General features: G+C 67.7%; 12 protein-coding genes and 1 riboswitch. Of the genes, 7 read left to right on the forward strand and 5 right to left on the reverse strand.

Features of this window, described 5'->3' with window-relative positions; translation table 11 throughout:
• The 4 genes from AC1DFE_RS15435 to AC1DFE_RS15450 all read right to left on the reverse strand — a co-directional run bounded on the left by AC1DFE_RS15435 (position 1) and on the right by AC1DFE_RS15450 (position 4,887).
• Entirely contained in the window at positions 1–1,362 is a 1,362-nt protein-coding gene (locus AC1DFE_RS15435; protein WP_476906754.1) for an FAD-binding oxidoreductase, read from the reverse strand.
• A 239-nt stretch (positions 1,363–1,601) separates the two neighbouring features.
• Positions 1,602–3,587, reverse strand: a complete 1,986-nt coding sequence (locus AC1DFE_RS15440; RefSeq protein ID WP_476906755.1) for a hypothetical protein — start codon at positions 3,585–3,587, stop codon at positions 1,602–1,604.
• A gap of 448 nt (positions 3,588–4,035) precedes the next feature.
• On the reverse strand, positions 4,036–4,299 hold the full coding sequence (locus tag AC1DFE_RS15445) for a DUF4235 domain-containing protein (RefSeq protein WP_476906756.1): 264 nt from the start codon (positions 4,297–4,299) through the stop codon (positions 4,036–4,038).
• 36 nt (positions 4,300–4,335) lie between these two features.
• Complete coding sequence (locus AC1DFE_RS15450) at positions 4,336–4,887, reverse strand: heme-degrading domain-containing protein (protein ID WP_476906757.1); 552 nt, start codon at positions 4,885–4,887, stop codon at positions 4,336–4,338.
• A 119-nt stretch (positions 4,888–5,006) separates the two neighbouring features.
• Positions 5,007–5,150: riboswitch (TPP riboswitch) on the forward strand.
• Between the two features lie 72 nt (positions 5,151–5,222).
• Here AC1DFE_RS15450 and AC1DFE_RS15455 point away from each other — a divergent pair.
• The 3 genes from AC1DFE_RS15455 to AC1DFE_RS15465 are packed head-to-tail and all read left to right on the forward strand — an operon-like array spanning position 5,223 to position 8,328.
• On the forward strand, positions 5,223–5,843 hold the full coding sequence (locus AC1DFE_RS15455) for an ECF transporter S component (RefSeq protein ID WP_476906758.1): 621 nt from the start codon (positions 5,223–5,225) through the stop codon (positions 5,841–5,843).
• Positions 5,843–7,528, forward strand: coding sequence for an ABC transporter ATP-binding protein (locus tag AC1DFE_RS15460; RefSeq protein WP_476906759.1), 1,686 nt, complete (start codon positions 5,843–5,845; stop codon positions 7,526–7,528). The genes AC1DFE_RS15455 and AC1DFE_RS15460 overlap by 1 nt, the downstream gene beginning before the upstream one ends.
• Positions 7,525–8,328 (forward strand): energy-coupling factor transporter transmembrane component T family protein, encoded by an 804-nt coding sequence (locus AC1DFE_RS15465; protein ID WP_476906760.1) that lies wholly within the window; start codon positions 7,525–7,527, stop codon positions 8,326–8,328. The genes AC1DFE_RS15460 and AC1DFE_RS15465 overlap by 4 nt, the downstream gene beginning before the upstream one ends.
• 87 nt (positions 8,329–8,415) lie before the next feature.
• On the opposite strand, the gene AC1DFE_RS15470 is transcribed toward AC1DFE_RS15465, so the two are convergent.
• The gene (locus tag AC1DFE_RS15470; protein WP_476906761.1) at positions 8,416–9,342 is read right to left on the reverse strand and encodes a glycoside hydrolase family 25 domain-containing protein; all 927 of its coding nucleotides are present in this window, start codon (positions 9,340–9,342) and stop codon (positions 8,416–8,418) included.
• A gap of 235 nt (positions 9,343–9,577) precedes the next feature.
• On the opposite strand from AC1DFE_RS15470, the gene AC1DFE_RS15475 reads away from it, so the two are divergent.
• The 4 genes from AC1DFE_RS15475 (at position 9,578) to egtB (ending at position 15,374) form a co-directional block, all read left to right on the forward strand.
• Positions 9,578–11,101, forward strand: coding sequence for a UDP-N-acetylglucosamine 1-carboxyvinyltransferase (locus tag AC1DFE_RS15475; RefSeq protein WP_476906762.1), 1,524 nt, complete (start codon positions 9,578–9,580; stop codon positions 11,099–11,101).
• Positions 11,102–11,224: 123 nt separating this feature from the next.
• Complete coding sequence (locus AC1DFE_RS15480) at positions 11,225–12,460, forward strand: glutamate--cysteine ligase 2 (RefSeq protein ID WP_476906763.1); 1,236 nt, start codon at positions 11,225–11,227, stop codon at positions 12,458–12,460.
• 267 nt (positions 12,461–12,727) lie between these two features.
• On the forward strand, positions 12,728–14,035 hold the full coding sequence (gene egtA / locus AC1DFE_RS15485) for an ergothioneine biosynthesis glutamate--cysteine ligase EgtA (RefSeq protein WP_476906764.1): 1,308 nt from the start codon (positions 12,728–12,730) through the stop codon (positions 14,033–14,035).
• The gene (gene egtB, locus AC1DFE_RS15490) at positions 14,025–15,374 is read left to right on the forward strand and encodes an ergothioneine biosynthesis protein EgtB (protein ID WP_476906765.1); all 1,350 of its coding nucleotides are present in this window, start codon (positions 14,025–14,027) and stop codon (positions 15,372–15,374) included. The genes egtA and egtB overlap by 11 nt, the downstream gene beginning before the upstream one ends.
• Positions 15,375–15,377 lie beyond the last annotated feature (3 nt).

Below are 15,377 nucleotides of genomic sequence, written 5' to 3' on the forward strand. Positions count from 1 at the left end.
TTAGGTCGCCGGCCGGATGTTCTGGTTGGCGCGGAAGAGGTTGGCCGGGTCGTATGTGGCCTTTACGGCGGCAAGACGGTCGAAGTTACTGCCGTATGCTGCCCTCACCCGGGTCTCCCCCTCGTCGCCCAAGTCGTTAACATAAACGCCGCTAGCCGCGAACGGCTGCATCGCCTCAAAGAGGGCGCGGGCCCAACCCACGTTGCGTTCGGTCTCCGCCGGGTCAGCCCATTGGGCCAGGATGAGGAGTTCGCTTTGAGGCCGGCGATGAGGGAAGGCTGTGGCTGAGGGGGCGACGCGGGCAGCGGCGCCGTGCAGCTGCTGCATGCCGATGCCACTGGCCGGTGAGGGCATTTCGGCGGCAAAGTGAAGCAGCGTGTCGACAGCATCGTCGGTTAGGTCGCTGCAGAAGCTGGATTTCCAATAGTGGTTTTGGCCCCGCGGGAAGCCGCCATCGTGCGCGCTCTGCAGGGCGCAGTAGCCTGTCGGGGCAACGTTGTCGGCCACCGGGCCGGTGTCGCGCAGCGGCCGCAGCACCGCATCCAGCTCCTCAGGATTCCCACTCCAGCAGAGTCCGACGTTGAAAACAGGGCGACCGGAGTCGTCCCGGCCAAGACTGGCCGACATTGAGAGCTCGTCGGGACAGGAAAGGGCGAATGCAGGATAAAGCTGCAAAACCTCCCTCGTCCGCTCGGGCGGAAATGAGAGTCCTCCGGCAATGACGGTCCCCACTGGATGCAACTGGTAGGTGAACGAGGTGACCACGCCGAAATTGCCGCCCCCTCCCCGGACCGCCCAGTAGAGGTCCGGATGATGGTCCGAGCTTACGGTCAGGAGCTCGCCGTCAGAAGTCACGATCTCGGCGGAGAGCACGTTGTCGCACGCAAGTCCGAACTTGCCGTTGAGCCAGCCGATGCCGCCGCCGAGGGTCAAACCGGCGATGCCGGTCACCGAAACCACTCCGAGCGGAGTTGCCAGTCCATACGCCTGGGTGGCACTGTCGAGGTCGGCCAGAAGCGCTCCGGCTTCAGCCAGGGCTGTCCGGCGGTCCGAATCAACCCGGATGTTCCTCATGCCCGAGCAGTCCACCATGAGCGCCCCCTCGCCCACGGCGTTGCCCGCGACATTGTGGCCGCCGCCTTTGATGGAGATCGGAAGGTGGTGATCCCGTGCGAAGTCCACGGCGTGGCGGATGTCGTTAGCCTCTGCCGGACGGACTATGACTGCCGGGCGGCGGTCGATCATCGCATTGAAGACCTTCCGTGCCTCGTTGTAACCAGGTTCCCCGGGGAGCATCAGCTGTCCCCGGAGGGCCGAACTCAAACCGTTTACGAGCGCTGGCGAAGGCGTTTGGATAGCCATTCGTATCCCCTTTCGCGGTCCGGGGCATCGCTCCGTTTGGCGATGCCGCACGGTAGGTGCACTGAGCCTACGCTCGGCTCGCAGCCTGTCAACGGGACGGAGGAAAGCCTGCCCGGGTCCCACCGGTTGCCCTGCCCGGTGACCTGCTCGAATGGATCGAGGACTGACCATCCTCCGGATACGAACCGGGGCCCTGTCTGCTGTGCAGACAGGGCCCCGGTTGGTACGGACTGCCCGTGTTACCGGGTGGCCAGAGTTCCGGTGGCGGTGCCGCCGCGGGTGGACTGGACCAGGACGCTGGTGATCTGCCGGCTAGGACCCGGCTTGACCCGGTAGGACCAGGCACCCAGGGTGTCCACCTGGGCGGTGCCGATCTTGCTGACGGGACGTCCCGGCGTCGTGTCGTAGATGACCACCGTGGTGGCCGGCACCAGGACGGCCGTGTTGCCTGCCAGTGTTGAGGTCCCGTCGATCCGCAGTTCGGTGTTGAGCCGGTGCCGGGACGGGGAAACCACCACGGTGTCCGTTTGCACCGTCAGACCCACTGTTGCGGGGGCGCTGCCGATGCCGTTCTTGTCCGTGACGACCAGCTGGAGCTGGATCGGATCGTTGGATTTGGCCGTCAGCGGTGCCGTATCCGTGGTCTTGGCGTAGAACGGGACGGTGACGGTGGGCTTGGCGGCGGTGTCACTGGAGAACGTGACGGCTGGTCCGCTGACCTGGATCCACTTGTAGCTGGCTGCGCCTGTTGATGTGCTGCCGTCCAGCTGGACGGTTCCGCCGCGCGTGACTGTAGTTGATGCGGCGGTGGCTACCGCCGTCGTCGGCTGCGTTGCGCCGGGGACAGAGCCGCTGCCGGTGTCGACGACGGGACCGGGGTCCGGGGCCGGTGTGACGGCGGGCTGCCCCGTCGCGGAAGCAGCGCCGCCGGACACGGTCACCGGCAGGGAGGCCGAGCCGCCTGCCGCGGTTTTCACCGTGACGGTGGCCGGCGGAGCGCTCACCGGGAACGACTTTTCAGACGGTGCTCCGGCAGCCGGCTCATCCAGGGTGCCCAGGCCGGTGACAGTCAGCGGGTAGCCGGCCGTGGAGACGGCGGCAACCGTCAGGTTCGTTCCGTCATAGACAGCCTTGGTGATCAGCACGCCGCTGGGTTTGGTGACGCTGATCTGGCTGCTGCTGGCGGGCTTGTCGCCAATATTGGTGACCTTCACGGTGGCCGGCGCCGACCCGGTGAACTGCACCCGTGCGTAGTACCGGCCGGTGTCAGGGTCGCTGAGCATGGGGGTGGTTTCGAAGGCCCCGGCCTGCCCGTCGACCTGGACCTGGGCACCGTTCCCGCTGCTGGCAAACACATCGATCATGTTGCCGTTCACGACGGCGCTGTCGCCGTTAACCCCCTGGTTGGTGGAGATCTTGCCCCGCACCGTGAACTGGTCCGTTTCAATGGCGAGTCCGCCGCCGTTCACGGAGAACTTGTTGTAGGCGAACGGGCTCCCCACGACCGTGTGGTTCTGGGCGGGGTCGCCGAGGAACCCGTCGGGGGCAGCCGGGGCGGTGGCCGGATCCCATTTCAGGAACGGGCCGATGTTGCTCTTCAGTGCGGTGGTGAAGTTACCGGTGGCGGGGGAGATGTCTTCCACAAGCTTGCCCGCTCCGGTGCCATCCGTGTCGATGGTGATGGTGCCGTAAGGGTGCCGGAAGGTGAGGGTGCTGTTGGCCGGTCCGCCCTTAACCACGATGCGCTGCCGGCCGAAGACAATCTGGTCGCCCGGTGTGACGGTGTTGGCGAAGGCTGCCTCCAGGCCGAGGACCAGGACCGCCTTTCCCCCGCCCGGGAGGTCCAGCTGGGAGCTGCCGAGGAAGTAGAACGCTTCCTGTGGGAAATTGTCCGGGAAGGATATGGGCGCCGCATCATCCGGGATGTCCCCGGGCAGGAACCCGCAGAGCGGGTTCTGGTCGTCGAGGCAGAGCTCAACGCGCGTTTTTGTGCTGTCTTCGTACCATGACGGGAAACCATGTTCGCTGTTGACGGGGCCGACGGCGGTCAGCCCGCCTGGATTCTTCACCGTCACCTGCGTGGCGGCCAGCGAGGTTCCCGCGCCTGTGGCCGCAAGCAGCAGGGCTGTGGCGGCAGCAATTCCGCGGCCGCGGGATGCAGGCCGGGGGGCGCGGTGCCGTGGGGTCAGGCGCTGGGCCGACAGGAAATGTGGGATGGATGCCATTTTTGTCTCCTCGAAAAGACGCTGATGGCAACCACTTAAAGCGGCGGGGGTTGGGAAAACGTTCGGGTTCGAGGCTGGAAAAACCTTGGAATCCAAGGTTTTTGGCGCAGGGGTGGGGGACCACGCCAGCCCTGCCCGGGCCGTGCGGCCGGCTGCCCAGGACGGAGGGCCCGGCCGCCCAGGACCGACCCGCGCCCGCCGGGGGCCGAGCCGGGTGGACACTGCCGGCAGGACGCGAACGGACCCGGCGCCGCTTAGTTGCGGTGCCGGGTCCGGATGTTGTGAGCCCGGCCGAGGTCATCAGCACTGCCAAGTTCAGAACAGATACAGCATGGCCTGCCGTCCTTGGGGAAACCCGGTCAGAGCCCTCAGCGAGCTGCGGCCGGCCCACCCCTTTGTGGGGGACTCCAGAGCCCGGGTGGTCCCGGGAGCCCGCCCGCGGGGGAGCCTAGACGACGTCCTGGGTCTTGGCGAAGCGGGTTATGGCCCGCTGGGTGCCGCGGTTGGCCAGCACCTGGATGACCGCGCTTACGGACGCGGAGATGAGGGCGAACGTCAGGGCCGAGCGCAGCGTGGTGGGGACGTCGTCCTTGTCGCCCTTCGGCGGCTTCCGGCCGGTGACCTTTTCCCAGACCGTATCCACGGCCTTGGTGCCGGCAAACCCTGCCAGCAGGCTGATGCCGGTGCCAAGCAGCTTGATGACGAAACTCATTGCAGAACTCCTCGCGTGGTGAACACTGGTCTTTCCTTAGCCTAGCCGCATGGAACGGTGGATTTCCCGCAATGCCTGCACGACGAGGTCGTGGTCCGCCTTCTGCGGCAGCCCGGACACCGTGACCACGGCCACTGCACCCACATCCCGCACGTAGACCGGAAAGGCTCCGCCGTGGGCAGCGAAGGTGGACTGGTCGAACCAGGCGTTGTCCTCGATCCGTCCGCCGCCGGCCCTGCCCCGCAGGCCCACCAGCAGCGACGGTTCCTCGTAGCGCACGGCAGTCCGCTGCTTGGCCCGCACCCACCCTTCGTTGTCAGGCGTGGCACCCTCGAGCGCCACGTGGAAGAGGACCTGGTCACCCTTGGTGATGTCGATGGCGATGGGCAGGTTTTCTTCCTTGCCCCGTTCCACCAGTTCGAGGCCCAGGGCGAGGGCATCGTCCTTGCTGAACTTCGGGAACTGCAGCTCGGCAATTTCACCCTCGATCTGGCCGATCAGGGCCTCCAGGGCTCCAGCTGGCTGTTCCTCGGACGAATCGGGGTCAAAGGCGGGCAGGGCAGCGCTGCCGGAGTCCTGTTGCGTCATGGCCCCAATGTACTCCGGAGCGCTGTGCCGGCGGCGCGCGAAAACTCCCGCAATATGACAATGGGCCCGGGATTCCGGACCCGCCGAGGTGTAAACTGGACCAGCCCACAAGGGCAGATTTACCACGACAGGGGAGCGCCGCCGTCGGGATGCAAAGGCAACTGCCAGCGCAACCGCGGATGGGCGCTGAGAGTGCGGACCGCCGCAGACCCTCGAACCTGATCCGGCTAGTACCGGCGCAAGGGAGTCGAGTTCTCAGAGTGCCCGGCAGCGGGTGGCCCAGCCACCGGCAGCCGGGGGAACGCTTTCCCCTCCTGTTCCTCAGGAGGATCATCATGACAACTGCAGCAATCAAGAAGACCGGCTACAACTGGCGCGTGGCGGACATCGTGGTGGCGGCACTCATTGCCGTCGCCGGCGGCGTGATCTTCTGGGCCTGGGACCAGGGGGCCAACCTCATCTCCACACCCCTGTCCGCGGCCTATCCGCCGCTGTCCGGCCTGTACGCCGGCGGCTGGATGATTCCGGCCGTCCTCGGCATGCTCATCGTCCGCAAGCCCGGCGCGGCCCTGTTCTGCGAAGCGGTGGCGGCCACGGGCGAGCTCATCATGGGCTCGCAGTACGGCACCACGGTGCTCATCTCCGGCATCCTCCAGGGCCTGGGCGCTGAGCTCGTGTTCGCCGCCCTGGTGTACCGGAAGTTCAACTTCCCTGCCTCGCTGCTGGCGGGTGCCGGTGCCGGCCTTTTCTGCGGCCTCAACGACTCCTTCGCGCCGTGGGGCTGGAACATTGCCTACACCGCCGGTGACAAGCTGGCGTACATCGTGTTCTGCGCCATCTCCGGCGCGGTCATCGCAGGTGGCCTGTCATGGCTCGCCACCCGCGGCCTGGCCAAGACGGGCGTGCTGAGCTCCCTCGCCTCCCGCAAGGCAGCCACGGAGCCCGTCTTCTCCTAATGCCCGAACACCACGACGGCGTCGTCCGCCCCGCCGCTGTACACGCCCGCGGATGGGGCTGGCGGCACGCCGGCCGCACCAAGCCTGCGGTCCACGCCCTGGACCTGGACATCCGTCCCGGCGAACGGGTCCTGCTGCTGGGCCCGTCCGGGGCCGGCAAGTCCACGCTGCTGCACGCCCTGGCCGGGGTGCTGGGGGACAGTGACGCGGCCGGCAGTTCCGCTGACGGCGCCCGGACCCTCGACGCCGGGACCCTTAACACCGCGACGCCGGATCCTGACGACGCGGACGAGGCCGGCGAGCTGCTCATCGACGGTGCGTCCCCGCGTGCCCGGCGGGGCCGCGCGGGGCTCATGCAGCAGGACCCGGAAACCCAGGTGGTGCTCTCCCGCCTGGGCGACGACGTCGCCTTCGGCGCCGAGAACCTCTCGGTGCCCCGGGATGAGATCTGGCGCCGGGTGCACGAGGCGCTGGACGACGTCGGCCTGTCCCACCTTCCGCTGAACCACCCGACGTCGGCCCTGTCCGGCGGGCAGAAGCAGCGGCTGGCGCTCGCCGGCATCCTGGCGATGCGGCCAGGACTCATCCTGCTGGACGAGCCCACCGCCAACCTCGACCCGGCCGGTGTCCTGGAGGTCCGGGATGCCGTGGGCCGCTGCCTCGACAAGACCGGTGCCACCCTGGTGGTGGTGGAGCACCGGGTGGCCGCGTGGAAAGACCTGGTGGACCGCATCGTGGTGCTGCAGCCCGGCTCCGCCGCGAACGGTGCCGTGCTGATCGACGGGACCCCGGACGAGGTCCTCGACCAGGCCCGCGGGATGCTCACCGCCGCCGGCGTCTGGGTTCCGGGCTACGTTCCCGAAACCCGGCGCCGCTCTGCCGGATATTCTTCAACCACGAACGCGGGCCAGCTGCTGCTCGCCGCCGAGGAGCTCGCAGTGTCCCGGGAACGGCCCCGGCGCCGCGGCTTCCGCTCCATACCTCCAGAACCCGTTCTGCGCGACGTCACGGCACAGGTCCGGGCGGGCGAGGCGCTGACCGTTACGGGTCCCAACGGCGCGGGAAAGTCCACGTTCGCGCTGACTCTCGCCGGGCTGCTTCCGCCGGTGGACGGGAAGGTCTCCGCGACCGTTGAGCTGAGTGGCGGTGCCGGAAACGACCCGTACAAGTGGAGGGCCGAGCAGCTGATCGCCCGGATCGGCACGGTCTTCCAGGAGCCCGAGCACCAGTTCGTCACCGGCCGCGTTTTGGACGAGCTGCAGTTCGGCCCGCGCCATCTGGGCCACGGCGAAGAGCGCGTGGACGAGCTGCTGGAGCGCCTGCGGCTCACGCATCTGGTGGACGCCAACCCGTACACACTGTCCGGCGGGGAGAAGCGCCGGCTCTCCGTGGCCACGGTCCTGGCCGCACACCCGCAGGTGCTGGTCCTGGACGAGCCCACCTTCGGCCAGGACGCCAATACCTGGGCCGAGCTGGCCTCGTTCCTGTCCGAACTGCTCGACGCCGGCACCGCCGTGGTGTCCGTGACGCACGACGAGGAGTTCACCCAGGTGCTCGGCGGCACCCAGCTGCGGCTGGGCTCCGGCGGACGGCCCGAGCCGAGACCGGCTGCGCCACGCCCCGCTGCGACCAGATCCGCCGCGCCCCGCCCCGCCGAGCCCACTTCAGAACAGGCGGCGACATGAGGGACGCACTGACACTGGCCGGAAACCGGGCGGTGCTGACCCGCGCCAACCCGCTGGCCAAATTCGCCGCGGTCTTCCTGATCACCCTGGTCCTGGCGCTGTCCATCGACTGGATGTCAGCCTCGGTGGCGCTCGCGTGCGAGCTGCTGGTCTTTCCGCTGGCCGGGCTGACGTTCTCACTGCTGTGGCAGCGCGGCTGGCCGCTGATTCTGGCGGCCGCCGCCGGCGGCTGGAGCACCTCCATCCTGGCGCCGGACAGCGGCAGGATTCTGCTCGACGTCGGCCTCTGGTCCATGAGCGAAGGTTCCCTCCACCTGGGGCTGGGATTCCTGCTGCGGGGCCTGGCTATCGCCCTGCCAGCGGTGCTGCTCATGAGCTGCACCGATCCCACCGACCTGGCGGACGCCCTGGCGCAGAAGGCCCGGCTGCCGCACCGTTTCGTGCTGGGCACCCTGGCCGCGATGCGGCTGGTCGGGCTGATGGCGGAGGAATGGCAGACCATTGGCATGGCCCGGCGTGCCCGCGGCGTCGGATCGCGCGGGAACCCGTGGCAGCGGATGCGGGCCACCCTGGGGCAGAGCTTCGGCCTCATGGTCCAGGCCATCCGCCGGGCCACCCGGCTTGCCGTGACCATGGAGGCCCGGGGGTTCGGCGGGGCCAGCCGGACCTGGGCGCGCGTGTCCACTTACAGCGTGCTGGACGTCTGGGTGGTGTTGGGCGGAGTGCTCATCGCTACCGGCGCCGTGGCCGCGGCGCTGTGGGCCGGAACGTGGAACATGGTGTGGCTGGAGGGCTCCTAGGGGGCGGAGGGCCGGGCGGTTTGCGCCATCCGGACCTCGGGCAGCCCGTCCGCGTCCTCGTAGCGCCGGCGGAGCCAGCCGTGGACGTCAGGTACAGGACCGGTCGTAGTCGAAGCCGCCGGCCACGAACTGGGTGAGGACTACTTTGCCGCCCGCGGTGAGCGGCGCCGCGGAACACATGCTCCTGGCCTCGTCAGCCGTGTGCCCACCGGCCAGCCAGGCCGGCAGCGAGTAGAGGCTGCTGGCCGAACCCACGTCGCCGATGATCTGTGCCCACTGCCGCGGCAAGGAGTAAACGCCCACCCTGGCTCCGATGCTGAGGAAAAAGTCGGCCATGCCTTCGAGGTCCGCCCGGTTGGCGTTCTTGTCGCCTGACCAGCTGTTGCCCGTCTCGACGTCGAGCCACCAGAGGTACGCCCCAGGCTCGGAGACCGTGCGGAGGTAGGCGTCGTCGAACGCCTTCGCGTACCCGTACATGTAGGCGCACGCCGCGTCCTCCTGCCCCTGGCAGTCGCCGTACGGGTTGGGCACCACGCGGCCGCCGTATTCGTTGTTCGTCGGCCACCAGGATGCACGCAAACCGGGATTGGCGGTGTTCACGTAGAGCGCCAGGTGTGGGTGTCCGGTCCTGCCGCCCGAGTCCTCCGCCCAGTCAAGTTGCTGGTGAAGGCATGGATTGGTGGTGTTGGCGAGCCCGTTGGTGACGCCGACAATCACGAACGCGGGACCATCCGGCATGTCGCCGCTGCACTGCGGCCAGGAGACATCGTTGCCGGGCACGGCGTCGTTGCCCGGCGGGACGTCGTGAGCAGGCAGGGCGGCGCGGCTGGGAGTGGCGGAAGCTTCGGGTGACGCCTTGGTGACGCTGGATTCGGGCGCCGGCGGCGCGCCGTCGTCGAGCCTAGGACCGGGGATAAAGCCCACAGCGGTTGCGACAATGAAGGACAGCAGCGCTGAAGCCCGGCGCCCGACGGGGCGCCTCGTGCTTAGCACGGCGGAGCTGAAAATGGACACGGCGGCCTCCCATTTCCTTATGGCCGCAACAGGTACCGCTAGCTTGCTCCCGGATGCGCAGCCGGTCAAGGCCGGCCGCCGGCCTTGACTCGGACAGCCCGCCGCTACACGGATCCTGTCACGCTCGTATGGTCCGTTACTGAATGTATATGCGTGTAACGGGTATATCAAGGGCGCAACCGCACTACGGAGGCTGGCAGGAGACGAAATAACTCATATCTGATATATTTCTCGCATGACTCAACAGACCGCTGAACACGTCGGCCTTCTGCTCCGCGATGCCCGCGGCCAGAAGGGGTGGACCCAGGGCCAGCTGGCCGCGGAACTCGGTACCAGCCAGAGTGCCGTGGCCCGCATGGAACAGGGTAAACAGAACCTGAGCCTGAAAATGATCCAGCGGCTGGAGGCAATCTTCGGCCGCAGCATCGTCCAGCTCGGCAAACCCCAGATGACCCACCTGCGGGTTGAGGGCGGCCGGACGCTCTCCGGCTCCGTTGACGTCAACACCAGCAAGAACGCCGGAGTTGCCCTGCTCTGCGCCAGCCTGATCAACCGCGGCACCACCACGCTGCGCCGGCTGGCCAGGATCGAGGAAGTCAACCGCATCGTCGAGGTTCTGAGCAGCATCGGCGTCGAATGCACCTGGCTCAACGATAACGACCTCCGCCTCCGCCGTCCCGCGGACCTGGACCTGGAGTCCATGGACGTCGAGGCCGCACGCCGCACCCGCAGCGTCATCATGCTGCTCGGCCCGCTGCTGGACGAGACGGATGAATACCGGCTGCCCTACGCCGGCGGCTGCGACCTGGGCATCCGCACGGTGGAGCCGCACATGCAGGCCCTGCGGCAGTTCGGGCTGTCCGTGGAGGCCACGTCGGGCTTCTACGCCGTGCAGGCGCCGCCGACGGACGGGCTCGACCGGTCCTTCGTGCTGACCGAGCGCGGCGACACCGTTACCGAGAACGCCATCATGGCCGCCGCCCACCGCTGCGGCACCACGGTCATCCGCAACGCCAGCCCCAACTACATGGTCCAGGACCTCTGCTTCTACCTGCAGCGGCTGGGAGTGGAGATCGACGGCGTCGGGACCACCACACTGAAGATCACCGGCAGGCCGACCATCGACGTCGACATCGAATACTTCCCCTCGGAAGACCCCATCGAGGCGATGAGCCTGATCACCGCCGGCATCGTCACCAACTCGGAGGTGACCATCCGACGGGTGCCGATCGAATTCATGGAGATCGAACTGGCCACCCTGGGGCAGATGGGCCAGCAGCTGGAGGTCTCCGGCGAGTACATGGCCCGCAACGGACGCACCCGGCTGGTGGACGTGACCACCAAACCCTCCGAGCTGCGTGCGCCGGAGGACAAGATCCACCCGATGCCGTTCCCGGGGCTGAACATCGACAACCTGCCGTTCTTCGCTGTGATCGCGGGCAACGCCGAGGGCCAGACCATGATCCACGACTGGGTCTACGAGAACCGCGCGATCTACCTGACCGAGCTGAACAAGCTGGGTGCCCGGGTGCAGCTGCTGGACCCGCACCGGATCTACGTCAACGGCCCCACCCGCTGGCGTGCCGCGGAGGTAGGCTGCCCGCCCGCGCTACGTCCGGCGGCCTGCCTGCTGCTGGCGATGCTTGCTGCCCGCGGCGTGTCCGAACTACGCAACATCTACGTCATCGAGCGCGGTTACGAGGACCTCGCCGAGCGGCTCAACACCATCGGCGCCAAGATCGAGTACTTCCAGGACTGACCCTGCTCCGAGCGCGAACGGACACTTCAGCCTCCTTTGACCGGCAGGTTATGGGCCCCGAGGTGTCCGTTCGCGCTTCGTCATGTCGGGGACGTTTCCGCTGGCCTGGCGCACAATGAAGGCATGCGGACTTTTGGCGTGGAGGAAGAGCTCCTGATCGTTGATCCGGACAGCGGGGAGCCGCTGGCGCTCGCCGATGCGCTGTTGGCTGGCCGAAAACTCGCCGCCGACGACGCTCCGGGCCGGCCCCGGCTGCTGAAGAAAAAGGTCGAGACCAAGTGCGACGACGACCAAATGGGCCTGAGCGCCGAACTCAAGCTTGAGCAGATCGAGACGCAGACACGCCCGTGCCTGGACCATGCTGAACTGCTGCGCCAGATCCGCGCCGGCCGTGCCCTGGCCGACGAAGCCGCGCAGAACCACGATGCGCGGATTGCCGCCCTGGCCACCTCGCCGCTGGCCCTGTCCAGCCACACGACGCCGGATCCGCGCTACGCCAGGATGCTCGAACGGTTCGGTCTGACCGCCCAGGAGCAACTCACCTGTGGCTTCCACGTCCACACCTACATCGAATCCCCGGACGAAGGCGTGGCCGTGCTGGACAGGATCCGGGACAAGCTGGCCGTCCTGATCGCGCTCAGTGCCAACTCGCCGTTCTGGAACGGCCTGGTAACCGGATTCGAGAGCTACCGGACGCAGGCCTGGAACCGCTGGCCGTCGTCGGGGCCGTCCGCCATCTACGGCAGCCTGTCCTCCTACCGCCGCGTGGTGACCCGGCTGCTGGACAGCGGCGTCGTGCTGGACGAGGGCATGATCTACTTCGATGCGCGACTCTCCCGCAACCACCCCACCGTGGAGGTGCGGGTGGCGGACGTCTGCCTCCGCGCCGAGGACGCTGCGCTGATCGCCGTCCTGGTCCGTGCGCTGGTGGAATCCGCGTGCCGGGAATGGCGCGAGGGTGTGGAGCCGGCGCCTGTGCCCACCGTGCTGCTGCGCATGGCCGCATGGCAGGCCAGCAACTTCGGCCTGCGTGGTGAACTGCTCGACTTCGGCAGCTTCCGGCCCGCCCCCGCCGAGGACGTGGTGCGCTCGCTGGTGGACTACCTGGAGCCGGTGCTGGCCGAGAACAATGAGCTGGAACTGGCCCGGCAAGGCATCGAGGAGATGTTCGCCCGGGGCACCGGCGCTGCAGAGCAGCGCAACGTCCGGGAGGTGGTCCTGGACAGAACAGACCCCGACGACGGCGGGCTGGGTGCCGTCGTCGCGCACGCAGTGCGGGCCACCCACAGGGGAGCTGAGGGATATTTCGGCCCCGACGCCCAGCCCGCCCCGGAGCTATTGCGCGTCCGCCAGCACTGACCTCCGCGCTCCAGGCCCTCACAGACACTTAAGCCCCCTCGGCGTGCCACCAGGTGCCTGACATGTCCGGATAGCCGTGTGGCCTGGTGCAGCGCAGGACATTGCCGGCCGATTCCTACACCGGTTTGAACGGCGCGGCCCGCCGGCGGGGACGCGGCGCGTTCCGACGTCATAGAACTGATTGCTACGGGCCGGCCCGTTGACAAGGCCGAAAGGAGGCTGTTTAGCTTGCCGCCTGAAGACAACCGACGTCGGAAGGAGTGTCGCGTGAACTCCTCATTGCAGGCCGGGCGTGACTTACGCCCGCTTTCCGAGTCCGAGGCCGAAATGTACGTGGCCTCTGTGTGCTTTAAGACGGGTCCGCCGGGCGCTGCCGGGGTGGAAGTCGAGCGACTGGTACACGACGTCCTGAATCCACGGATCCCGGTGACGGTTGCACGGGTCAAGGGGGCGATGGCGGCATCCGAGGGACAGTTGCCCGGCGACGGCGTGATCACCTTCGAGCCGGGCGGCCAACTGGAGGTGAGCTCCGCTTGCGCGCCCGGTCTTCCCGCCCTCGTGGAGGCAACCAGGGCAGACCTTGCAGCTGTTGAGACCCGGCTTGAGGATGCCGGACTCTGCTTCGGTCAGGTGGCTTTGGACCCGGACCGGCCGGCCGTACGGTCCCTGGAACATCCGCGGTACGCGGCCATGGAGCGACACTTCGCCGGCTCCGGCCCCGCTGGACGAACGATGATGTGTTCTACGGCATCACTCCAAATCTCCCTGGAAGCCGGATTCGACGGCCCTGCTTCCACCGGCGCCGTGCAGCGCTGGGCGCGGTTGCACAACCTTCTGCCGGTCCTCGTCGCCATGTTCGCTAATTCGCCTTTCGTTCACGGCCTGCCCAGCGGATGGCTCAGCAGCCGACAGCGCACTTGGCTGGCCATTGACCCCACCCGGACCGCCGCGGTCCCCCGTTCGAAGGATCCTCGCACTGAGGATCCACGCCTGGCCTGGGCGCGGTACGCGCTCGACGCGCTGGTGCTGTGCATCCCTTCGCCGGGATCCTGCTGGGACTCGCCGCGGGGGCTGACAATGCGCGACTGGCTGCGCGGGATGGGACCCCGGCCGGCAACCCTGAGCGACCTGAATTACCACCTGACCACCCTTTTCCCGCCTGTCAGGCCACGCGGATTCATGGAAATCAGGGTGATTGATGCGCAGGCAGGGCATGACTGGGAGCCGGTCACGGCCATGGTCACAGCGCTCATGGATGATGAACAAGCCGCCGACCTGGCCGAAGACGCCTGCGCCCCGGCCGCCTCCATGCCTGATCCGATCAGGACCGCAGCCCGTGACGGGCTGACTAACCCCGTGCTCGCCTCGGCTGCCCTGGGCTGCGCTGAGGCGGCGCTGATGGCTTTGCCCCGGTTGGGGGCGGACGCAGCCACGCGGGCCCGGACCGAAGACTTTGTGGAGTCCTACACGGCGCGGGGCAGGTGCCCGGCGGACGAACGGCTGGACCTGTGGCAGAGAACCGGCAATTGGTTTGCCCGGCCTGAGCACGAAGAGGATGCCGATCATGCGTACTGACCTTCCCGGAACCCCCGCCGGCTCCGAAGCACTCAGGACCTTCATCGCCGATGGTCTGGAAAGGGCCAGGCACCGCACGCATGCGCTGACCGAGTGCGACGAGGAGGATCTGCTGAAGCAGCACTCACCGCTGATGTCACCACTGGTCTGGGACCTGGCGCACGTGGGCAGCCAGGAGGAACTCTGGCTCGTGCGCGATGTGGGCAAAATGGAGCCCCTGCGCTGCGATATTGACCAGATGTACGACGCCTTCCAGCATCCCCGCAGCCGCCGGACTTCGCTGCCCCTGCTCTCGCCGGAGGAGTCCCGAAAGTACATCGCCCAGGTCCGCGACAAGGCGCTCGATATCCTGGCACGGATCCCTTTGGAAGGATCACCGCTGGTGGAGCATGGCTTCGCCTTCGGAATGATCATCCAGCACGAGCAGCAGCACGACGAAACGATGCTGGCCACGCACCAGCTGAGGATCGGAACGCCCGTCCTGCACGGAAAACCGTTGGCGGCCAGCGTCCTGCCCCGGGACCTGGATGCGCTGCCGAAGGAGGTGCTGGTTCCCGCCGGCCCGTTCACCATGGGAACCTCGGTGGAGCCGTGGGCGCTGGACAACGAACGCCCGGCCCATACGGTGGACGTTCCTGGCTTCTGGATTGACGTGGTTCCGGTGACCAACGGCGCCTACCGGTGTTTCATCGACGACGGCGGTTACCAGGACCCCCGTTGGTGGACCGGGAAGGGCTGGGATCATTGCAGGGAAGCCGGGCTGGTGGCTCCCAAGTACTGGGAACGCGATGGTGGCGGATGGGCCAGGACCCGGTTTGGCGTCGTTGAATCCGTGCCCGATGATGAGCCAGTGCAGCACGTGTGCTGGTTCGAAGCGGACGCCTATGCCCGTTGGGCCGGGCGCCGGCTGCCAACCGAAGCGGAATGGGAAAAGGCGGCGCGCCATGATCCCGCGTCCGGCCGTTCACGGCGTTACCCGTGGGGCGACGAAGACCCCGCACCGCATCACGCAAACCTTGGCGGAGCGGCCCTCCGCCCGGCTCCCGCCGGCTCCTTTCCGGCAGGTGCCTCGCCGCTGGGGGTGCGCCAGCTCATCGGCGATGTCTGGGAGTGGGTCGCCAGCGACTTCGGTCCGCATCCGGGCTTCAGTGCGTTCCCCTATCCGGAATACAGCGAAGTGTTTTTCGGCTCCGACTACAAGGTTCTCCGGGGCGGCTCCTGGGCGGTGGATCCTGCCGCGTGCCGGGGAACGTTCCGCAATTGGGACTACCCGATCCGGCGCCAGATCTTTGCCGGTTTCCGTACGGCGCGCGACGCAACCCGGGCGGAGGAGAGCTAGCCC

The organism is Arthrobacter sp. 05T423 (assembly GCF_056396245.1).